The organism is Arthrobacter sp. MDT1-49-2, assembly GCF_059090185.1.
In genome coordinates this window covers 507,886-525,822 of the sequence record NZ_JBNHFK010000001.1, presented here as the reverse complement: position 1 = coordinate 525,822, position 17,937 = coordinate 507,886, and the positions used below count along the sequence as shown (strand labels likewise).

Annotated in this window: 16 protein-coding genes; 6 read left to right on the top strand and 10 right to left on the bottom strand. The window is 67.2% G+C overall.

Annotated elements, in window-relative coordinates; translation table 11 throughout:
- Positions 1–124 precede the first annotated feature (124 nt).
- The 4 genes from AC5RTS_RS02485 to AC5RTS_RS02470 form a co-directional block, all read right to left on the bottom strand.
- The gene (locus AC5RTS_RS02485) at positions 125–415 is read right to left on the bottom strand and encodes a DUF4287 domain-containing protein (protein WP_493990472.1); all 291 of its coding nucleotides are present in this window, start codon (positions 413–415) and stop codon (positions 125–127) included.
- Between the two features lie 19 nt (positions 416–434).
- Entirely contained in the window at positions 435–629 is a 195-nt protein-coding gene (locus tag AC5RTS_RS02480) for a hypothetical protein (protein WP_493990471.1), read from the bottom strand.
- 186 nt (positions 630–815) lie between these two features.
- A complete protein-coding gene (locus AC5RTS_RS02475; RefSeq protein ID WP_493990470.1) occupies positions 816–2,945 on the bottom strand; it encodes a 3-hydroxyacyl-CoA dehydrogenase NAD-binding domain-containing protein in 2,130 nt (709 codons plus the stop codon).
- Positions 2,945–4,186 (bottom strand): thiolase family protein, encoded by a 1,242-nt coding sequence (locus AC5RTS_RS02470; RefSeq protein ID WP_493990469.1) that lies wholly within the window; start codon positions 4,184–4,186, stop codon positions 2,945–2,947. Before AC5RTS_RS02470 ends, AC5RTS_RS02475 begins: the two co-directional genes overlap by 1 nt.
- A 196-nt stretch (positions 4,187–4,382) precedes the next feature.
- Here AC5RTS_RS02470 and AC5RTS_RS02465 point away from each other — a divergent pair, with 196 nt between their 5' ends.
- The gene (locus tag AC5RTS_RS02465; protein ID WP_493990468.1) at positions 4,383–5,354 is read left to right on the top strand and encodes an alpha/beta hydrolase; all 972 of its coding nucleotides are present in this window, start codon (positions 4,383–4,385) and stop codon (positions 5,352–5,354) included.
- A 41-nt stretch (positions 5,355–5,395) separates the two neighbouring features.
- Here the strand turns inward: AC5RTS_RS02465 and AC5RTS_RS02460 are convergent, their stop codons facing one another.
- The 3 genes from AC5RTS_RS02460 to AC5RTS_RS02450 form a co-directional block, all read right to left on the bottom strand.
- Entirely contained in the window at positions 5,396–5,803 is a 408-nt protein-coding gene (locus AC5RTS_RS02460; RefSeq protein WP_493990467.1) for a phage holin family protein, read from the bottom strand.
- A gap of 167 nt (positions 5,804–5,970) precedes the next feature.
- Positions 5,971–8,574, bottom strand: a complete 2,604-nt coding sequence (locus AC5RTS_RS02455) for a helix-turn-helix transcriptional regulator (protein WP_493990466.1) — start codon at positions 8,572–8,574, stop codon at positions 5,971–5,973.
- A gap of 43 nt (positions 8,575–8,617) precedes the next feature.
- On the bottom strand, positions 8,618–8,995 hold the full coding sequence (locus AC5RTS_RS02450; protein ID WP_493990465.1) for an SHOCT domain-containing protein: 378 nt from the start codon (positions 8,993–8,995) through the stop codon (positions 8,618–8,620).
- A gap of 260 nt (positions 8,996–9,255) precedes the next feature.
- Here AC5RTS_RS02450 and uvrA point away from each other — a divergent pair, with 260 nt between their 5' ends.
- A complete protein-coding gene (uvrA, locus tag AC5RTS_RS02445; RefSeq protein ID WP_493990464.1) occupies positions 9,256–11,784 on the top strand; it encodes an excinuclease ABC subunit UvrA in 2,529 nt (842 codons plus the stop codon).
- Here the strand turns inward: uvrA and AC5RTS_RS02440 are convergent.
- Entirely contained in the window at positions 11,781–12,182 is a 402-nt protein-coding gene (locus AC5RTS_RS02440; protein WP_493990463.1) for a ClpX C4-type zinc finger protein, read from the bottom strand. The two genes, uvrA and AC5RTS_RS02440, sit on opposite strands and share 4 nt — an antisense overlap.
- A 201-nt stretch (positions 12,183–12,383) precedes the next feature.
- Between AC5RTS_RS02440 and AC5RTS_RS02435 the strand changes: the two genes are divergently transcribed.
- Positions 12,384–13,631: an MFS transporter gene (locus AC5RTS_RS02435; protein WP_493990462.1), complete on the top strand. Its 1,248-nt coding sequence runs from the start codon at positions 12,384–12,386 to the stop codon at positions 13,629–13,631.
- Positions 13,632–13,652: 21 nt separating this feature from the next.
- Here the strand turns inward: AC5RTS_RS02435 and AC5RTS_RS02430 are convergent, their stop codons facing one another.
- Positions 13,653–14,162: a PGPGW domain-containing protein gene (locus AC5RTS_RS02430; RefSeq protein WP_493990461.1), complete on the bottom strand. Its 510-nt coding sequence runs from the start codon at positions 14,160–14,162 to the stop codon at positions 13,653–13,655.
- A 120-nt stretch (positions 14,163–14,282) separates the two neighbouring features.
- Here AC5RTS_RS02430 and AC5RTS_RS02425 point away from each other — a divergent pair, with 120 nt between their 5' ends.
- The 3 genes from AC5RTS_RS02425 to AC5RTS_RS02415 are packed head-to-tail and all read left to right on the top strand — an operon-like array spanning position 14,283 to position 15,872.
- Positions 14,283–14,744, top strand: coding sequence for an SAM-dependent methyltransferase (locus tag AC5RTS_RS02425; protein ID WP_493990460.1), 462 nt, complete (start codon positions 14,283–14,285; stop codon positions 14,742–14,744).
- 46 nt (positions 14,745–14,790) lie between these two features.
- Positions 14,791–15,351: a GNAT family N-acetyltransferase gene (locus AC5RTS_RS02420; RefSeq protein ID WP_493990459.1), complete on the top strand. Its 561-nt coding sequence runs from the start codon at positions 14,791–14,793 to the stop codon at positions 15,349–15,351.
- Positions 15,348–15,872, top strand: a complete 525-nt coding sequence (locus AC5RTS_RS02415; protein ID WP_493990458.1) for a GNAT family N-acetyltransferase — start codon at positions 15,348–15,350, stop codon at positions 15,870–15,872. Before AC5RTS_RS02420 ends, AC5RTS_RS02415 begins: the two co-directional genes overlap by 4 nt.
- Positions 15,873–15,945: 73 nt before the next feature.
- On the opposite strand, the gene AC5RTS_RS02410 is transcribed toward AC5RTS_RS02415, so the two are convergent.
- Complete coding sequence (locus AC5RTS_RS02410; RefSeq protein ID WP_493990502.1) at positions 15,946–17,766, bottom strand: immune inhibitor A domain-containing protein; 1,821 nt, start codon at positions 17,764–17,766, stop codon at positions 15,946–15,948.
- Positions 17,767–17,937 lie beyond the last annotated feature (171 nt).

Here is a 17,937-nt window from a genome sequence, read left to right as displayed (position 1 = left end):
GATGCCTGGCTTCATCACTACAATCATCACCGAGCCCATACCGGGATCGGGGGCCTCTCACCTATCGAACGCGTTCACAACGTCCGTAAGAGTTACACCTAGACGTCGCCGGGGAACGGGAGCCTCAGGCGGGCCTGGTTGCCCTGCCGTCCAGCCAGAGAGTGTCGGAATCGTCGCGGTGGGTTCCCGTTGTTCCAACGTGTTTCCGGTCAACGCCGGGGCCGTTCTTAATGACGTGGACGAGTGCCATCCCGTGTCCGCGGCCGACGCCGTAGTCGGTCTTGAGCCATTCGAGGACTTCCGAAGCCTTGATGTTTTCACCGCTGAAGCCTTTGGCTGCAGCGATATCCAGAAGTTGGCGTGGCGTCGAGCCTGTTTTCTCCTCAAGGGCATCGAGGTACGCCTGGAAGGACATGCTGTCTCCTCATGATGTATCACCCTCGAAGGGTGAAGCGTGCCAACATCCGCACGGACGCTGCGGTAAGTGCGAGGGCAGTGCCCGCCATCAGCCAGTTCCACGGCTCATGGAACGGCAACAGGAAAACCAGCCAGACAGCCACGAACGTACTCAGTATCACCGCAACCGTTCGCCTGGCGTGCTTCTGAGACCGCGTCGGGTCCTCGCTCATGCAGGGAGGCTAGCGCGGCTGCGGAGGACTTTCCAGACCTGGCCGAAAGGAGCGCCCGTCCGGAAACGCGAAAGCGCCGGACGGACCGGGTTTGGCGGCTTTAATAATCCTTGCGAGCTCTGCGAGCCAGGATTTTCGTTGCCGCCGTTCCGGTCCGCCCGGCGCCGGGCGAAGCAGACAGACTGGCTATGCAGCCACGGCCGCCTCATGGAACTTCTTGCCGTTGACCCGCTCGGATGCACCGACACGGTCCAGGTACGGCGTGATGCCGCCCAGGTGCATCGGCCAGCCGGCGCCGAGGATCATGCACAGGTCGATGTCCTCGGGACCTGCCACCACGCCTTCGTCGAGCATGAGCCCGATTTCCTCGGCCAGGGCGTCCTGCGTGCGGCGCAGGACTTCCTCCGAGGTGGAGGGGGTGGTGCCGAAGTCCAGCATCGCCAGGGTTTCCTCGGGGATGTAGGCGTTGCCGTCCTCGTCCTTCTGCCACAGGGACTTGATGCCGGCGTCAATGATCTTCTGCGAGTTCTTCGAGAGCCAGAAGCGCTCACCGAACGCACTGTGCAGGGATTCCTGGACGTGCTGTCCCACCGGCAGGCCCACGAGGGCAAGCAGCGTGAACGGAGACATCGGCAGGCCCATGGGGCGCAGCGCGTTGTCCGCCGTGGCGGCGTCGGTGCCTTCGTCGAAGACGCGGGTAATTTCGCCGAACATGCGGCCCAGGATGCGGTTCACCACGAAGGCGGCGGCATCCTTGACCAGCACGGCGGTCTTCTTGAGCTGCTTGGCGAGGACAAACGCGGTGGCCAGGACGGCGTCGTCGGTCTTGGGAGCCCGGACAATCTCCAGCAGCGGCATCACCGCCACCGGGTTGAAGAAGTGGAAGCCCACCACGCGCTCGGGGTGCTGAAGGTCCGCTGCCATCTCCGTCACGGAGAGGGAAGAGGTGTTCGTGGCCAGGATGCACTCGGGGGAGACGACGGCCTCCACCTCGGCGAAGACCTGCTTCTTGACTGACATCTCTTCGAAGACGGCTTCGATGACGAAGTCGGCGTCCGAGAAGGCTTCCTTGGAGACCGACCCGGTGACCAGTGCCTTGGTGCGGTTGGCGGCGTCGGGGGAGATGCGCTTCTTGGCGAGCATCTTATCCACCTCGGCGTGCACGTAGCCCACGCCCTTGTCCACGCGCTCCTGGTCGATGTCCGTCATGACCACGGGTACCTTCAGCTGGCGGGCGAACAGCAGGGCGAGCTGGCTGGCCATGAGGCCGGCACCGACCACGCCGACCTTGGTGACCGGACGGGCAAGCTTCTTGTCTGGCGCGCCGGCGGGACGCTTGCCGCGCTTCTGGACCAGGTCCAGGAACGCGTACACGGTGGAGGTGAACTGCGGGGACTGCATCAGTTCGGCCAGGGCGTCGCATTCGGCTTCGCGGGATTCCTCGCGGGTCCAGGTTTTGCCGTGCTCCAGCAGGTCCAGGACCTTGGCCGGTGCCGGTGCGGCGTTGGAGGTCTTTGCCTCCACAAACGCGCGGCCGCGGGCTACGGCTGCGTCCCAGGCTTCGCCCACGGCAGCCGGCTCGACGGCGTTGGGGCGCTGCACCTGCTCCTCGCCGGTGATGACGCGGGCGGCCCAGGTGAGGGACTGCTCCAGGAAATCGGCCGGCTCGAAGAGGGCGTCGGCGATGCCCAGCTTGTAGGCAGCCGGCCCGTTCAGGGTGCGGTTGTTGCTCAGCGGGTTTTCGATCATCACCTTGACGGCGTTCTCGGGCCCGATGAGGCGCGGCAGCAGGTAAACGCCGCCCCAGCCCGGAACCAGGCCGATGAAGGCCTCGGGCAGGGAGATCGCACCGGCACCGGTGGACACCGTGCGGTAATCGGACTGCAGTGCAATTTCCAGGCCGCCGCCCAGGGCGACGCCGTTGATGAAGGCGAAGCTGGGAACACCCAGGCTGCCCAGCTTGGCGTACACGTCGTGGCCCAGGCGGGCCATGGCGTAGCCGGCTTCGATGTCGGAGATGCCCTTGACCGCGGACAGGTCGGCACCGGCCACCAGGTAGAACGGCTTGCCGGTGACGCCGACGCCGACAATTTCCCCGGCTTCGGCACGTGCCTTAAGCGCGTCCAGCTTTTCACCGAGCTCGAGCAGGGTGTTCGGGCCAAGCGTGGTGGGACGGCTGTGGTCGACGTCGTTGTCCAGGGTGATCAGTGCGAAGGTGCCGGCATTGCCGGGCAGCTGGATGTCCGAGACGTAGGAGTGGGTGACAACCTCGTTGGGGAAGAGGCCCGCGAGGCGCTGGTAATCAGGAGCTGACATTACTTGGTGGCCTCCGTGGAATCGGTGTTGTAGTCGGGGTGGTTCGGGTTTTCCCAGATCACGGTGGCGCCCATGCCCAGGCCGATGCACATGGTGGTCATGCCGTAGCGGACGCTCGGATCTTCCTCGAACTGGCGGGCCAGCTGGTTCATCAGGCGCACGCCCGAGGAGGCCAGCGGGTGGCCGACGGCGATGGCGCCGCCGTAGCGGTTCACGCGGGGATCGTCGTCGGCAATGCCGAAGTGGTCCAGGAAGGACAGCACCTGGATGGCGAAGGCCTCGTTGATTTCGAACAGGCCGATGTCCTCGATGGACAGGCCGGTCTGTTTCAGCACCTTTTCGGTGGCGGGGACCGGGCCGTAGCCCATGACCTCGGGCTCAACGCCGGCAAAGGCGAAGCCGACCAGGCGCATCTTCACACCCAGGCCGAGTTCCTCGGCGGCTTCGGCCGAGGCGAGCAGGGCGGTGGTGGCGCCGTCGTTCAGGCCGGCGGCGTTACCGGCGGTGACGCGGCCGTGGGCGCGGAACGGGGTGCGCAGTGCGGCCAGGTCCTCGACCGTGGTACCGGGCCGCGGCGGCTCGTCCACGGTGTTCAGGGTCCAGCCGGTGCCGGGTTTCTTGGTGGCAACGGGTACCAGATCAGGCTGGATCTCGTTGTTGGCGTAGGCCCTGGCGAGCTTCTCCTGGCTGGCGGCGGCGTACGCGTCGGTGCGTTCCTTGGTGATGTTCGGGAAGCGGTCGTGCAGGTTCTCGGCGGTGTTGCCCATGTTCAGGGCGGCCGGATCCACCAGGCGCTCGGTCATAAAGCGCGGGTTCGGATCGGCGTCCTTGCCCATCGGGTGGTTGCCCATGTGCTCCACGCCGCCGGCGATGACGACGTCGTAGGCGCCGAAGCCGATGCCGGAGGCGGTGGTGGTCACGGCGGTCATGGCGCCGGCGCACATGCGGTCGATGGCGAAGCCGGGCACCGTGCGCGGCAGGCCGGCCAGCAGTGCGGCGGTACGGCCGATGGTCATGCCCTGGTCACCGGACTGGGTGGTGGCGGCAATGGCCACTTCGTCGATCCGTTCCGCGGGGAGGGAGGGGTTGCGGCGCATCAGTTCACGGATGCACTTGACCACCAGGTCGTCTGCACGCATTCCGGCGTAGATGCCCTTTTCGCCGGCCTTGCCGAACGGAGTCCGTACTCCGTCTACGAAAACTACGTCCCTGATCTGCCGTGATCGGCTTTGTGGGCTCACGTACTTACTCCTCTTTGAGATATGAAACGGAACAACGTCCGACTCGATGTTACTCGCGAGTAACATAGGCCGCAAGGGACCCCGGCGGGCCGAGCGGGCGGAACCGGCTATGACGTGGATCATGCAGGTCCCGCCACCGACCCTACCCACATACCGCCGGAATCCGCAGCCGGATTTCCACTGCTACCTTGGTCCGATGGATGCCGTTGCCGACCCAGCCCTGGCGGACTGGCTGACCGAAGTGCGCCGTGCGCCCGATGCACCGCCGTCCCTTGCGGAGATACGCCGGTTACGTGCGCCGCGGCGCAGGGAAGCCGGGCCGGATTTGGCCGCGGTGCGCGACATTTTCATTCCCGCTCTCCCGGACGCCGGAAGTGTTACGGACCATGTCCCGCTCCGGGCACGGCTGTACCGGCCCGGGCCCGGAGCGCTGCCGCTGACGGTCTTCGCTCACGGCGGGTGTTTCGTCTTCGGCGGACTGGACTCCCATGACCGGTTGTGCCGCCGGATGGCGCGTCTGGCGGGCACGGCGGTCCTGGCGGTGGATTACCGGTTGGCGCCCGAGCATCCCGCGCCCGCGGCGGTGGAGGACCTGGTCCGGGCTGTCCGGTGGGCGGCCGGAGGTCCGGAGGTGCTGGGGCCGATCCTTCCTGTAACGGGACTGGCCGGAGACAGCGCCGGCGGACTCATTGCCTATCAGGCTGCCCGCCGGCTGGCGGCAGGGGTTGCGGCATCCCGGCCCGATCTGCTGTTTCTGGCCTATCCCAACACCGACCTGACTCCGGGGCTGCCGGCGGCGAAGGAGAAAGGGGAGGGGTGGGGTTTGTCGGTGCGGAACCTGGACTGGTTTGTGCGGTTATGGCTTCCGGATGCCTCGCCCGAAAAGCTGGCTGAGTTCAGTCCCGTACACGGGCTTGCCGGTCAGGGGAGCCCGGCGTCGATGCCGGTCACCACCCTGTTGGCTACCGCTGAACACGATCCCTTACAGCCCGAGGGCGCTCGACTGGCCGAGCGGCTTCACGCGGCAGGCACACCGGTGGACTACGTTTCCCATCCCGGGCTGGTCCACGGTTTCCTCACACTGGATACCGTCTCGGAAGCCGCCCGGAGGGCCGGGGACAGGCTGCTTGCCCGCTACGGCGGCCGGCTTCGGGAGGCTGCCGGCTGATGCCCGCGGGCTCCCGGGCCGGAAGCTCCCGACCGGGACGCCTATGCCCCCGCAGCACCCGGGTGGCCGACGGCGCGGTGTTCCGCCCGCCGGAGAACCAAGCGCTGGCTCACCAGCGCACCTGCGGCGCTGCATACCCAGAGAATGAGTGCGGCGAGGACCCAGTCGCCAAAGCCTGCCACGCTCACGCCGCCGGGGAACAAGCCTGCTATCAACAGGGCCAGGAGCGCAGCGATCAATCCGGTTCCGCCGGCGAAAGTGGGGGCGTACCGGCTTGCAGCTCTAGAGACCAGCGGCAGCAGCGCGGCCTGGGCCAGCACCACCACCAGGACGGCGACAATGAAACCGGGCACCTGGAGCGAAAAACCTGAGACCCACCACAGACTCAGGAGGAGCCCCGCACAGGCCGCCAGGATGTGGATTCCGATGGTGGTTAGAAGGTTCTTCACGATGCTCACCTGACCTTCGCGTGGACTTGCATCAACGGAACCACACTAGGCCGCGCTCGCGGATCCGTGATCACCCGCATGGGGTGAGTGCTCGGCCGCTGAGCGCCCGGCCGCCTGAGTTCCCGGCCGGTGAGTTCCCGACCGCTTGAGTTCCCGACCCCGCGGGTTCAGGGCAGCTGTCCGCAGCGGTAGGCGGCCGAAACGGCGTCGTGTCTGGAGGAAACCCCGAGCTTGGCGTAGATGATCTTCACGTGGGTTTTGACCGTGTTGACGGATACCTGCAGTTCGGCGGCAACCTGAGGCAGGGAAAGGTGGGACGGCAGCAGCGAGAGGATCTCCTGCTGCCGCGGCGTCAGGGGATAGGGACGCCTGACGGCGGGGCGCAGGGCGAGCACCCGTTCAGCTGTTTCTTCCTCGGCCCCGCAGGCGCCGGCGCGTTCAGCAAGCAGGTCGGTGACCTCGGCTGGTCCGTTGGCCAGCGGGCGCAGCACATCAAGCTCCTCGCTTTGGTGCAGGGCCCGGCCCAGGTGCTCCACGGCCAGGGCCCGCCGGCCGGTGCGGACGGCCATGGAGCATTCCAGGACGGACACTTGGATCGCTGTCCAGCCGAGGAGGGGACGGCAGGAGCCGTTGTAGAGCGGCTGTAGGCGTTCGGCGGCGGTGGTGAACCGGCTGATGGCCGCGGCGCCGGAGGCACGCAGCAGGCACAACTCCCCGGACCGCGGAAGGCGTTCCCTGGTCCAGTCCGTCACTTCCCGCGCACGCCTGCTGTGCCCCAGTGCCAGGGCGGCGGTATGTTCCGTCACTGCGATCCAGGCGGCCAGCACCGCATCAAAGGGATCTTCCGGCGCCAGAAGGTCGCGTGCCCGCCGCAGTTCGTTCAGGGCACGGTATCCGCCGCCCAGATCCAGCAGTGCACAGCCCTCCAGGACGGCGGCAGCGGCACGCATCGTGGCTCCGATCCCGTGCGGAACTGATTCGAGCTGGCCCAGGTTGGCGCGTGCCGCCGCGCTGAGTTCCCGTGCCGACGCCGGTTCCATCCGCAGCAGGGCCCGCAGCGCCTGCACCAGGTGTGCTGCCGGGCGCTCCGGTCCGTTCGATTCCGGCGTTGCGGCCGGGGGATTGCCTGCCTGGGTCAGGAACCGGCCAGCGTCACGAAGCTGTCCCCGGACAGCCGCCCCGAAGGCCAGTGTGGTCAGTATTTTTTCGGCCGCACGGTTGTTGCGTACCTCGGCGGCATCCGCGAGCGCATCAGCCGCCCAGCCCTCGGCGGCTGAAAAGTTCCCCACCGCCTGCGCAGCCGCGGCCTCCAGCAGCATGGCCTCAATCCGGATATCCGGAAGCGGCGAGCCCGTCGGCGGGTCAGCCCTACGGAAGGCTGCGGTGCCGGCCGAAGGGGCGCGCCAGGACGGGCTGAACCAGGCGAGACCGGCATGCACCAGGGCCCTCAGGTCCCGGACGTCCTTTTCGGCGGCGCCGCTCCAGTTGTTTTCCGCGGCGTCGGCGAACCGTGCAGCGCTTATCGGTTCCAGGGTCTCCAGGTGCGCAAGCGCGGCTACAAGGCTGAGTTTCGTGTTGGTGAGCACTGCTGTCTCCGCCATCGGAGCGAGGGCACGAAGGACGGGAGCTGCCCGCCCCGAGGCGACCAGCCGGACCCCGTGACTGCAGAGGATTGCAGCCACCAGCCCGTCGTCTTCGGTGGCGGCGGCGTGCCGCAGGGCTGCCGCGGGATCACCGGCGCGGGTGTGCCAGTCAGCTGCCACCCCGTGCAGCCGGTGCAGTTCGCCAGGTACGGTCCGGATCAGGGCGTCCAGGAAGTAGTCCCGCAGCACGGACCGGGAACGGAATGTTCCCGGTCCGGCCGGCTCCACCAGCCCGCGCTCCGTGAGCTGCGTGAGCACCCAACCGGCATCCGGCCGGCCGGAGAGCTCCTCTGCCTGGGCGGCGCTGACTTCATGGCAGACACCCGTGCTGGCGAGCAGGCCGGCCTCGGCTCCGTTGAGGGTGGGCAGGACATCCCGCTCGAGATACTCCGTCAGCGGCCGCATACCGTCCGGCGGAAGGGGCCCGCCGGCAGACTGGTGGAGGGAACGCAGTGCCAGTACGGTGCACGCGGGCCATCCGCCGTGGTGCTGGTGCACCCGGCCCACCGAGTGCTCTCCCACCTGCGGAGCCAGCAGGCTGGCCAGTTCTTCCGTCTCGCTGCCGGTGAACGCCAGATCGGCGGCAAACAGGTCCAGCAATCTGCCGGAGAGGCGGGCGGGTCCGGCGTCCACGGCGGCAGCGTTCCGGGTTGTCGCGAGCGACTGGACCGGATATGCACCCCGGTTCAGCAGCTCCGGAAGCCAGTAGTCGCGTTCGCCCGCGCTGAAGACGTCAATGTCATCGAAGACCAGGCGCACCTGCCGGTCCCCGAGATGGGAACAGAGCCGGGAAAGAGCCGCACCGGCAGAACCTTCGGTTTCCTCCAGCGCATCAAGGGCGGCGGGGGAAATAACCGAAGACTCACGGAGTCCGGCCAACACGGCTGGCCAGACGGCCCCATGGTGGCGGGGGTCCGCCCCGTTGACCCAGATGGATGGGCAAGCGGATCCCTGCGTCCATTGGCGAAGCAGGGTTGTCTTACCGAAACCGGCGGGTGCCGTCAGGAGCACCGAGCCGGGGGCGGCATCCAGGGCGGCCATCAGCCGGGGCCGAACGATTAGCGCCGGCAACGGGGCCGGGGGAGACACCCCGGGCGGCCCGGTGCCGGCCTGCACGTAGCGTTCCACCTTTTGAGTCTAGGTCCGCCCGGCCGGGTTTAACCCGGACGCTTTAGGCGAGGGCCATGGACTTGAGGCGCTCATATTCGGATTCGCTAATCTCTCCCTCTGCCAGCAGTGTGCGGGCGGACTGGATTTGCTCCTCGGGGGTAGGGCGTCCCGCCACCCGCCGGACGTATTTCTCCGTTTCCTCCGCCATCCTCTCCTCACGCTCCCGGTTCCGCCGTGTCATGCCCTCGCCGCGGGCGATCACGTAGATCAATGCGCTGAGGAAGGGTGCCACAAACAGGAAAACGATCCACAGCGCCTTGGCGAAGCCGCCCATCGAGCTGTCACGGAACAGGTCACCAAGGATTTGGAACAGCAGCATCAAGTAGGCGACGAACAGGAAGGAAACCACTATGGTCCACATCAGTTCCCAGAAACTCATGGTTTGTCTCCTTAGGGATTGCCCGGCTGTGTAACACCATCTGCGCGCCGATTCGCCTGCCGGGCGTGCCGGCCCCGACGCTGGCTTCATTGTCGAACCGCTGACCGGGACGGCGCATCGTGCTGCGCAACCTGATTGGCGCAAAAGCGAGAGTTCACCCGATGGGGGTGAATTCGGAGCGTCGTCGGCGGTCCGGTTTCCCGCCCGTGATGCCGGTCTCGATTCGAAGCTCCGGCACCTGCCTCGCTAAAGTAAGTAGGATGAGTATTGAGACCAAAGCCGCGCCAGACAGCCGTGCCGATGTCCGCCGCAACGGCATGGTTCATGTTCGCGGAGCGCAGGAAAACAACCTGCGCAACGTCGACGTCGACATTCCGCGCGATGCCATCGTCGCCTTTACGGGAGTGTCGGGCTCCGGGAAATCCTCCCTCGCCTTCGGCACCATTTACGCCGAAGCCCAGCGGCGTTACTTCGAATCAGTGGCCCCGTATGCGCGGCGGCTCCTGTCCCAGGGGCACAACCCCAAGGTTGAGGAAATCACCGGGCTGCCGCCGGCCGTTGCCCTGCAGCAGCGCCGCGGAGCCCCCAGTTCCCGTTCCACCGTGGGTACGCTGACGACGCTCTCGAACTCCATGCGAATGCTCTTTTCCCGTGGCGGCACGTACCCGGCCGACGCGGAGCCGGGCAGCCTCGACTCGGATGCTTTCTCCCCGAACACCGCCGCCGGGGCCTGCCGGGAATGCTCAGGGCTGGGTATTGCCCACACGGTGACCGAGGATTCCCTCGTCCCGGATGCCGGCCTGACCATCCGCGAGGGTGCCATTGCCGCCTGGCCCGGGGCCTGGCAGGGAAAGAACCTGCGCGACATCCTCATCCAGCTGGGCTACGACGTCGACGTGCCCTGGAAGAAGCTGCCGAAGAAGGACCGCGACTGGATCCTGTTCACCGAGGAACAGCCGGTGGTGATGATCACGCCGCAGCGAGACCGCGTGGCCAAACCGTACAAGGGCCGCTTCTGGAGCGCCAAGAGCTACGTGATGCACACGCTGGCCGATTCGGGCAGCGAACAGATGCGCAACCGCGTCCTCGAATACATGGTCTCCGGACCGTGCCCGGTCTGCGGGGGCGCGGGCCTGCGTCCCGAGGCGCTCGCAGTCACCTTCGCCGGCCGGAACATTGCCGAGCTGAATGGCGCCACACTGGCGGAGCTGGCGGAAATCATCCGGCCGACGGCGGAGCTCAAGTCGGTCGGCACGGCCTCCCGTGCGGCTGCCTCCAATGAGGACACCGAAGTGGCCGTGACCATTACCCGGGACCTGCTGGGACGGCTGGAAGTGCTGCTCGGCCTGGGACTGGGCTACCTCAGCCTGTCCCGTGCCACCCCCACCCTGTCACCGGGAGAGATGCAGCGCCTGCGGATTGCCACCCAGCTGCGGTCGGGGCTGTTTGGCGTTATCTATGTCCTGGATGAGCCGTCTGCGGGTCTGCACCCGGCGGACGCGGAACCGCTGCTGACGGTCCTGCAGGAGCTGAAGGACGCCGGCAACTCGGTGTTCGTCGTCGAGCACAACATGGACGTGGTGCGCAGCGCGGAGTGGATTGTCGACGTCGGCCCGGAGGCCGGCGACGGCGGCGGAACCGTGCTCTACAGCGGACCCGTGGAGGGATTGGCCGAGGTCAAGGACAGTGCCACCCGCCCGTTCCTGTTCGGGGACGCCCGCGACGTGCCGCCGGCCCGCCGGGTGCCGGAACAGTGGCTGAGCCTGAAGGGCATCACGCGGCACAACCTGCGCGAACTGGATGCGGAAATCCCCCTGGGTGTGCTGACGGCGGTGACCGGTGTCTCCGGCTCCGGCAAGTCCACCCTGGTCAGCCAGGTGCTGGCTGAAACCGTGGGCGGCAAGGTCAACGGTGCCGCGCCGAAGCCGGCGGACGATGACGCAGCGGAGGATGACGATCCGGGTGCCAAGGTCCGCGGCATCGCCGGCCTGGAGCACCTGGACCGGCTGGTCCGCGTGGACCAGCGGCCCATCGGTCGCACGCCGCGCTCCAACCTCGCCACTTATACGGGCCTTTTCGACGCCGTCCGGAAGTTGTACGCCTCAACCGAGGAGGCCCGTGCCCGGGGGTACACCGCCGGGCGGTTCTCCTTCAACGTGGCCGGCGGACGCTGCGAGACCTGTCAGGGTGAAGGCTTCCTCGCCGTCGAACTGCTCTTCCTGCCCGGCACCTACGGGCCGTGCCCGGTCTGCCACGGCGCCCGCTATAACGAGGAAACCCTGCAGGTCACCTACCGCGGAAAGTCCATCGCCGATGTGCTGGCCATGCGGGTGGAAACCGCCGCCGAGTTCCTCGCCGACATCCCCGCAGCTGCCCGCAGCCTGCGGACCCTGCTCGACGTCGGACTGGGCTATCTGCGGCTGGGCCAGCCCGCCACGGAGCTCTCCGGCGGCGAGGCGCAGCGCATCAAGCTCGCCACCGAGCTGCAGCGCGCCCGGCGCGGGCACACGCTCTACCTGCTGGATGAACCCACCACCGGCCTGCATCCGCAGGACGTGCAGCTGCTGCTGGGCCAGCTCAACCGGCTCGTGGAAGCAGGCAACACCGTGGTGGTGGTGGAACACTCCATGAATGTGGTGGCCTCAGCCGACTGGGTCATCGACATGGGCCCCTCCGGCGGGGAGGAAGGCGGCCGGATCATCTGCGCCGGCACCGCGGCGGACGTTGCCGGCTGCGAGGCAAGCCGGACCGCGCCGTACCTTGCGGCGGCGCTCAAGACGCTCGGTTAGGCTTCCGGCCCGCGCCGGAAGCGTTCCCAGGCGGACTGCCGGGACATACCCAGGGCGGTGCCGATGGTTGCCCAGCTGATGTTCCGTTCCCGGGCGACCGCCACCCAGCGCTGAAGGTGCTGCTCCACCTGGTCCCGGGCTTCGGCGACCCGGGGCAAACGTGTGAGCAGCTCTTCATCGTTCAGCGCGTCCCAGGGGGTTCCGGGCAGCGGGTCCGACGCCGAGGAGCGGTGGGCCTCCAACATTCGCAGCGCTTTGGCGGCACAGTCGCGGCAGACAGCGGCAGTGGGTGCTGCCGCCAGGACCCCGGTTTCCTCCCGGCCGCGCAGGCAGAAGGAGCACATAAAGGGATGGCTCGGGGTGTCGGTGCGGTCCACTGCGGGCAGCTCGGGAAGCATGCGGCCATCCTATCCATCCCGGTGACCGGTCGCCCATCTCTTGTGCTGTCAGGTATTACCTGACAGGATGTCCGCAGTCTCGGGAGGTGCCCGGACGATACGGGGGATGGTCAGATGGCGGCAGAGGACATTGAGGCTCGGCCGGCCGGAACCGAGAGCAGCACGGCCACCCCAGGCACGCGGACCACTGGAGGACGCGGGTTGGGTTTCCTGCTCTGCACCGCCGCGTCGGAGGGATTCGGGGACGCCATCAGCCGCACGGTGCTTCCCATCCTTGCGGTGTCGGTGCTGGGTCTGGGCGCAGGGTTCGTCGGGATGCTCAATGCGGTAGGGGTTGCAGCGTTTGTGCTTCTGGGCGTGCATGTGGGTGCTGCGGTGGACCGGAAGGGGAAGCCGCACCGCGCCATGGGCACTGCGTCGCTGCTGCGGTGCCTGGCGCTCCTCGCCCTCGCAGGGGCTGCCCTCGCAGGGGCTGCCCTCGGCGGATGGCTCTCACCCCCGGTGCTCGCCGGGGCGGCGCTCCTTATCGGGGTGGCCGACGTCGTTTTCACCACCGCCCAGACGCTACTCATACCCACCGTCGCCGGCAGGCGGGGCCTCAAACATGCCTACTCACGCCTGGCGATCACCGGACAAACGGCATCGGCAGGAGCCGCCGCCGCGGCAGGTGCGTTCCTGGCGCTGCTCGGCATGCCTCTGCTGCTCGCGGCAGCGGCAATCGCCTACGCCGCCTCCCGGCTGTTCCAGCTTGGTCTTCCGCGCAGCGTGCGGAGCGGCGTCGTTTCCCACCGAAGCGGGCTGGGCGGCACAGGCACAGGCGCCCTTCGGCCGGGGGCCCGGCCGCGCCAAGGAAGGGAAGGTTTTGCCCTCCTCCGGAAGTCACCCGCCCTGTGGTCGCTTACCCTCAGTGCCTGCCTGACCAACGCCGCGGCCATGGTCGGTAACACCATCCTCCCGGTCTATGCACTGCGGGATCTCTCTCTGGCACCTGCTGCCTATGCCGTGCTTGGGGCTTTCGGTGCGGCAGGGGCGGTCCTGGGGGCAGCGGCGGCACCGTCCATCAGTAGCAGGTGGGGTTTGCGGGTCACCCGGGCGGGCGCGGCAGTGCTATCCGTCCCGGTCATCCTGCTGGTAGTGGCCTGCACCTGGCTTCCCGGCCCGGAATTGGTGTGGCTGGGTGCGGAATTCCTCTTGTGGGCCTTCCTGGTGGCAGTAGCCGGAGTGGCCGGATCGGAGGTCCTGCCCGGGTCCGTCCCGCCTGACCGTCTGGCCACCGCTGGTGCGGCGCAGCGGACGCTGACACTCGGCGTCATGCCGGTTGCTGCCCTCTCGGCCGGCCTGCTAGGGGCAACTGCCGGAACACCGCCCGTGTGCTGCTTGTGGGTCCTTCTGGCGGCAGCGGCTGCCGTACCGATCCTCGGCGCGCGGTCCCTCGAGCGTTTCCGGTAAGCCGGACGGGTGTGGCTGCAGTTACTCCGCAGGGGGAACGGAGGGGCCTGCGGTCCTGGGAGGCGGCGTCTGTCCCGGTACACCGGGACCGGCGTTCCGGCGGAAGCGAAGGTAGCTGTACACGATGAGTGCCAAGCCGATACACCCCGAGGCAATCAGGGTTCCGCCCGTAACCCAGCCGCCGGGCAGCCACCAGGAATCCCGCAGCCGCCACCACTGCGGCGCCTGCCGCCACAGCCCCCACACCACACCCGTTGCCATCACGGCCAGAGCGGCGCATACGGAGCCCGCAATGCGCGGCCAGGTTTGCACGCCCTGCGCTGCGGCCCGAAAGGCACGAACCCGGACCGGATGCAGCCAGCGGTGGGCCCACGCGTACCGCAGCGACAACACCGCCAGTCCGGCGACAATCATCAGCAGGCCCGGTCCGGGAAGCACCAATGCTGCCGCCCCCAGGACAACCAGGCTCCAGCCGGCCACCTCAATGCCGGTGCGGCGCAGCCAGGCCGGGATCCGTTCCGTGCGCATCATCCACCAAGCTTTGCACACTGCCGGACCGGGAAGCAGGTCCCGCCGCGTCACCAATTCCGCGGTGGGCCGCACCGGGTGCCAGAATGCTGCCTGACTATCCGCGGACAGGAAGGAAGACCAATGACGTTCCATATGGAGGCCATAGGGAAGGTGTCATCCAGCCGGAGCGAGGTGCGGGACGACGACTGGGACAGTGAGAGCGCCGTCATCTCGCTGGATCCGGCCCTGTTTACGGAGGAAGCGCTGTGGGGGCTGGCGGAGTTCAGTCACGCGGAGGTCCTTTTTGTCTTTGACCAGGTCCCGGAGAACAAGGTGGAGCGCGGCGCCCGCCGGCCGCGGGGCAACGCGGACTGGCCCCTGGTAGGTATTTTTAGCCAGCGCGGCAAGAACCGGCCCAACCGGATCGGGACCACCATTGTGCAGATCTCCTCGGTGGACGGGATGTCCCTGAAGGTCACCGGTCTGGATGCGGTGGACGGCACGCCGGTGCTCGACATCAAACCCTTTATGGCCGAGTTCGGCCCCCGTGGTGCGGTAGTCCAGCCACAGTGGGCCACGGAGCTCATGCGCAGCTACTGGTAGCCGACGGGGTGGCCGGCCCGGCGCCGTCACCGGGTTAGGCTGGGGCATGCTTACCGAGCCCCTTCCCGTTGCAACGCTGCTCCACGGAGTCCGGCTGCGGATGATGGACCCGTCCGATGCCGGTGCGCTTACCGCGGCCTACCGGCTTAACCGGTCGCATCTGGCGCCGTGGGAGCCGTTGCGGGAGGAGGACTTCTATACCTCAGCCGGACAGCAGGCCGTTATTGACGCGAAGCTTGAGCTGTACCGGGCGGGCAGCGAGGTGCCCTTGGTCCTGGTGGACGGGGAACGGATCATCGGTGCCGTCACACTGACTGGAATTGTCCGTGGCCCGTTCCTGTCCGCGAATCTGGGGTACTGGATAGATGGAGACTACGCCGGGCGGGGGATCGGCACCGCGGCCGTTGCCGCCGTCGTGGAAACCGCCCGGGAGCAGCTGGACCTGCACCGCATCCAGGCTGCGGCCCTACCGCACAACGTTCCGTCGCTGCGGATCCTGGAACGGCTCGGCTTTGAACGCATCGGCCTGGCGCCGCGGTACCTGAGGATCGCCGGACAATGGCAGGACCACGTTCTTCTCCAGCGGATCCTGCAGGGGCCGCTGTGAACGGGGTGCTGCGGGCCGAAGTGATCACTACGGTGCGCCTGAGGCTGGAACCGTTGTCCGTGCATCATGCCGAGGAAATGGTTGCGGTGCTGGCAGGCACTGCCATTTATCGGCACATCGGGGGTACGGCGCCCACCGTTGAGGAACTGGGTGCCCGGTACGCCGTCCAATCGGTCGGCGTGTCACCGGACGGCAGGGAGGCCTGGCTGAACTGGATCATCCGGGAGCAGGGCGCCGCCGTCGGCTTTGTGCAGGCCACCGTGGCCGTTGGCGAACCGAGCCCGACGGCGGACGTGGCGTGGGTGGTGGGCGAAGCCTTCCAGGGCCGCGGCATTGCCACGGAAGCGGCCGGGGCCGTGCTTGCCTGGCTGCTGCCGCGCACATCGGGAGCGGCAGCGGCCTCCATCCATCCGGAGAACCCGGCCTCCGCCGGTGTCGCGCTGAAACTGGGGCTGGCCGGCACCGGTCAGCTGGACGAGGACGGCGAAGAACTGTGGCACCGCGGGGCCATGCCTTCGTAGGAGTGCCTGCGCAGCAGAACGGCGGGTCCGGAAGCATCGTGCTCCGGCACCCGCCGTTCCATGGTTGGAAGGCTTACTTGACCTTGACGGTCATCATGCCCTTCGGGTTGCTCTGGATCACTTCAATGGTGGTGCCGGTGCCTGCCACTACTACGCTGCCCTGCGGGTTCGCCGGGTCATAGTACGCATTCGGATTGCTGTCATTGAAGACCGCGATACCGGGCTTGGAGGGCACGTTGAGCGTGGTCATCCCGGCCGCCGTTTCGCGGTGCAGGCTGATCGGATCGGTGGCTTCCTTGCTGAACGTCGCATCAAAGCTCTGGATCCGGTTCCGTGCCAGGGTGCCGTCGGTCCACCGCAGGGCCTGGGGCCGGGCATCCACCGGAAGCACCAGGCCTGCACCGGGATGCTGGCTGGTGTTGTTATTGCGCTGCCCTGCGTTCCAGTACGTCACCAGCAGCCCGTTCTGGTACGGGAAGTGCTCCACCTTGTCCGGTGCACTGACGGCCCAGCCGAAGTTGTACGGGCCGGTCTGGAGCGTGGTGTCGTAACCGGCATATTGCCGGTTCTCGGCAATGTAGTACCTGCCGTTGCCGTTGGCGTCCTTGGGCAGGGTTACCACTACAGCCTGCTGCTTCTTGGTGGCGTGGTAGGACGGGCCGAGCATGTGCGTGGATTTTTCTCCGGCCGTGGCTACGTCATAGTCCAGCCACCCCATCTGCAGCTTTTCCCAGGCGCCCATGTGGTTGGGGGTGGTGCCGATGGAGTCCTCGCCCCGGCCCAGCCAGGAGCCGGAGCTCATCAGGGTCCAGAATCCGGTTCCGTTGTCCCCGCCGGCCGTGTCGTACAGATCCGGCAGGCCAAGGTCGTGACCGTATTCGTGGGCAAAGACACCGAGTCCGCCGTTCTCCGGTTCAGTGGTGTAATCCCGGATCCAGACCTTGGAATCACCGATCCGGATACCGCCGAACGGGTTGCTGGCCGGGCCCTCGACGCCGCGCCCGGCCTGGCCGACGGACCAGCGGTGTGACCAGATGGCCGACGACGCCGCGCCTGCTTCCTCACCCTCGCCGGCATGGATTGCCTGGAAGTGGTCGATGTAGCCGTCCGGCTCGTCGAAGTTGCCGTTCTGGTTGTAGTCGTAACGGTCCCACTGGTCGAAACCGGCCAGATAGGCGTCAATATCCGCGGCACTCTTGCCGGCGGCAATCTGGCTGTCATACCAGGCATCGGCCGCATCCTGGACGAAACGGGTCATATCCGTCTGGGATTCGGTTTCACCGTAACTGGCCGAATTATAGGGCACCGTCACCCAGTCGCTGACGTCGCCGTCGACCGTGTACCGGCCGCTGGACATCTCTTCATACAGGGTTTTCAGGGATTCGCCCTGCGGATTGAAAAACATGTCCATGTAATGTTCCCGGTCGAACTCCGGGAGCCAATAGGTGGAGTTGTCCACGCTGCGATTGGGGGCGGGAATCTGGTTGTATGCCGGCCCCGGCGCCGATGCCGGGAAGCGGGGGTCCACCTGGTCCCCGAACTCAATCAGGAAGGACAGGATCTGATCGCTGTCCTCCAGGCCGTACTCCGCCCACTGGCCCGGAGCCACCTGGACGGATTTGGAACCGCCGCGGTTCTGGACGGGCGCTTCGCCGCGCACCACCTTTTCCACCGCCTGCTGGTTCCGCGCCCGGCGTTCATCCGCGGCGGCGTCGGGCCGGTCGTCGGTTTTCGCGGAGCTTCCGTTCGCCCCGGGAGCGCCGGAAGCGCCGTTGCTGCCGGCGGCCGGGGGCTGGGGAGACGGAGCGGCGACGGCGGCTACGGCCACCACCGGTGAGAGCAGAAGGGTGCTGCTGAAAGCCAGCACGGCAGCCTTCCGCGCAACGTTGTTCATTGAACTCAATGGATCCCCTTAGAAATGCTTGGTGCGTGAGTGAGGTGGAATCACGCTACTGGAGGGCCGTGTCCTGGCAGGGCCGGAAAACAGGCTGAAAATGAATTGGCACCAAAGTCGCACCGGTTTTCGGCAGACCTCTTCCCCTTTGATTCGCGTGGCTGTAAAGCG

Bases quoted from the DNA above. Each gene is read 5' to 3' on its own strand.
- AC5RTS_RS02485 (WP_493990472.1), bottom strand. From the start codon at position 415: ATGTCCTTCCAGGCGTACCTCGATGCCCTTGAGGAGAAAACAGGCTCG.
- AC5RTS_RS02480 (WP_493990471.1), bottom strand. From the start codon at position 629: ATGAGCGAGGACCCGACGCGGTCTCAGAAGCACGCCAGGCGAACGGTT.
- AC5RTS_RS02475 (WP_493990470.1), bottom strand. From the start codon at position 2,945: ATGTCAGCTCCTGATTACCAGCGCCTCGCGGGCCTCTTCCCCAACGAG.
- AC5RTS_RS02465 (WP_493990468.1), top strand. From the start codon at position 4,383: ATGGATGCCGTTGCCGACCCAGCCCTGGCGGACTGGCTGACCGAAGTG.
- AC5RTS_RS02450 (WP_493990465.1), bottom strand. From the start codon at position 8,995: ATGAGTTTCTGGGAACTGATGTGGACCATAGTGGTTTCCTTCCTGTTC.
- uvrA (WP_493990464.1), top strand. From the start codon at position 9,256: ATGAGTATTGAGACCAAAGCCGCGCCAGACAGCCGTGCCGATGTCCGC.
- AC5RTS_RS02440 (WP_493990463.1), bottom strand. From the start codon at position 12,182: ATGCTTCCCGAGCTGCCCGCAGTGGACCGCACCGACACCCCGAGCCAT.
- AC5RTS_RS02430 (WP_493990461.1), bottom strand. From the start codon at position 14,162: ATGATGCGCACGGAACGGATCCCGGCCTGGCTGCGCCGCACCGGCATT.
- AC5RTS_RS02425 (WP_493990460.1), top strand. From the start codon at position 14,283: ATGACGTTCCATATGGAGGCCATAGGGAAGGTGTCATCCAGCCGGAGC.
- AC5RTS_RS02420 (WP_493990459.1), top strand. From the start codon at position 14,791: ATGCTTACCGAGCCCCTTCCCGTTGCAACGCTGCTCCACGGAGTCCGG.
- AC5RTS_RS02410 (WP_493990502.1), bottom strand. From the start codon at position 17,766: ATGAACAACGTTGCGCGGAAGGCTGCCGTGCTGGCTTTCAGCAGCACC.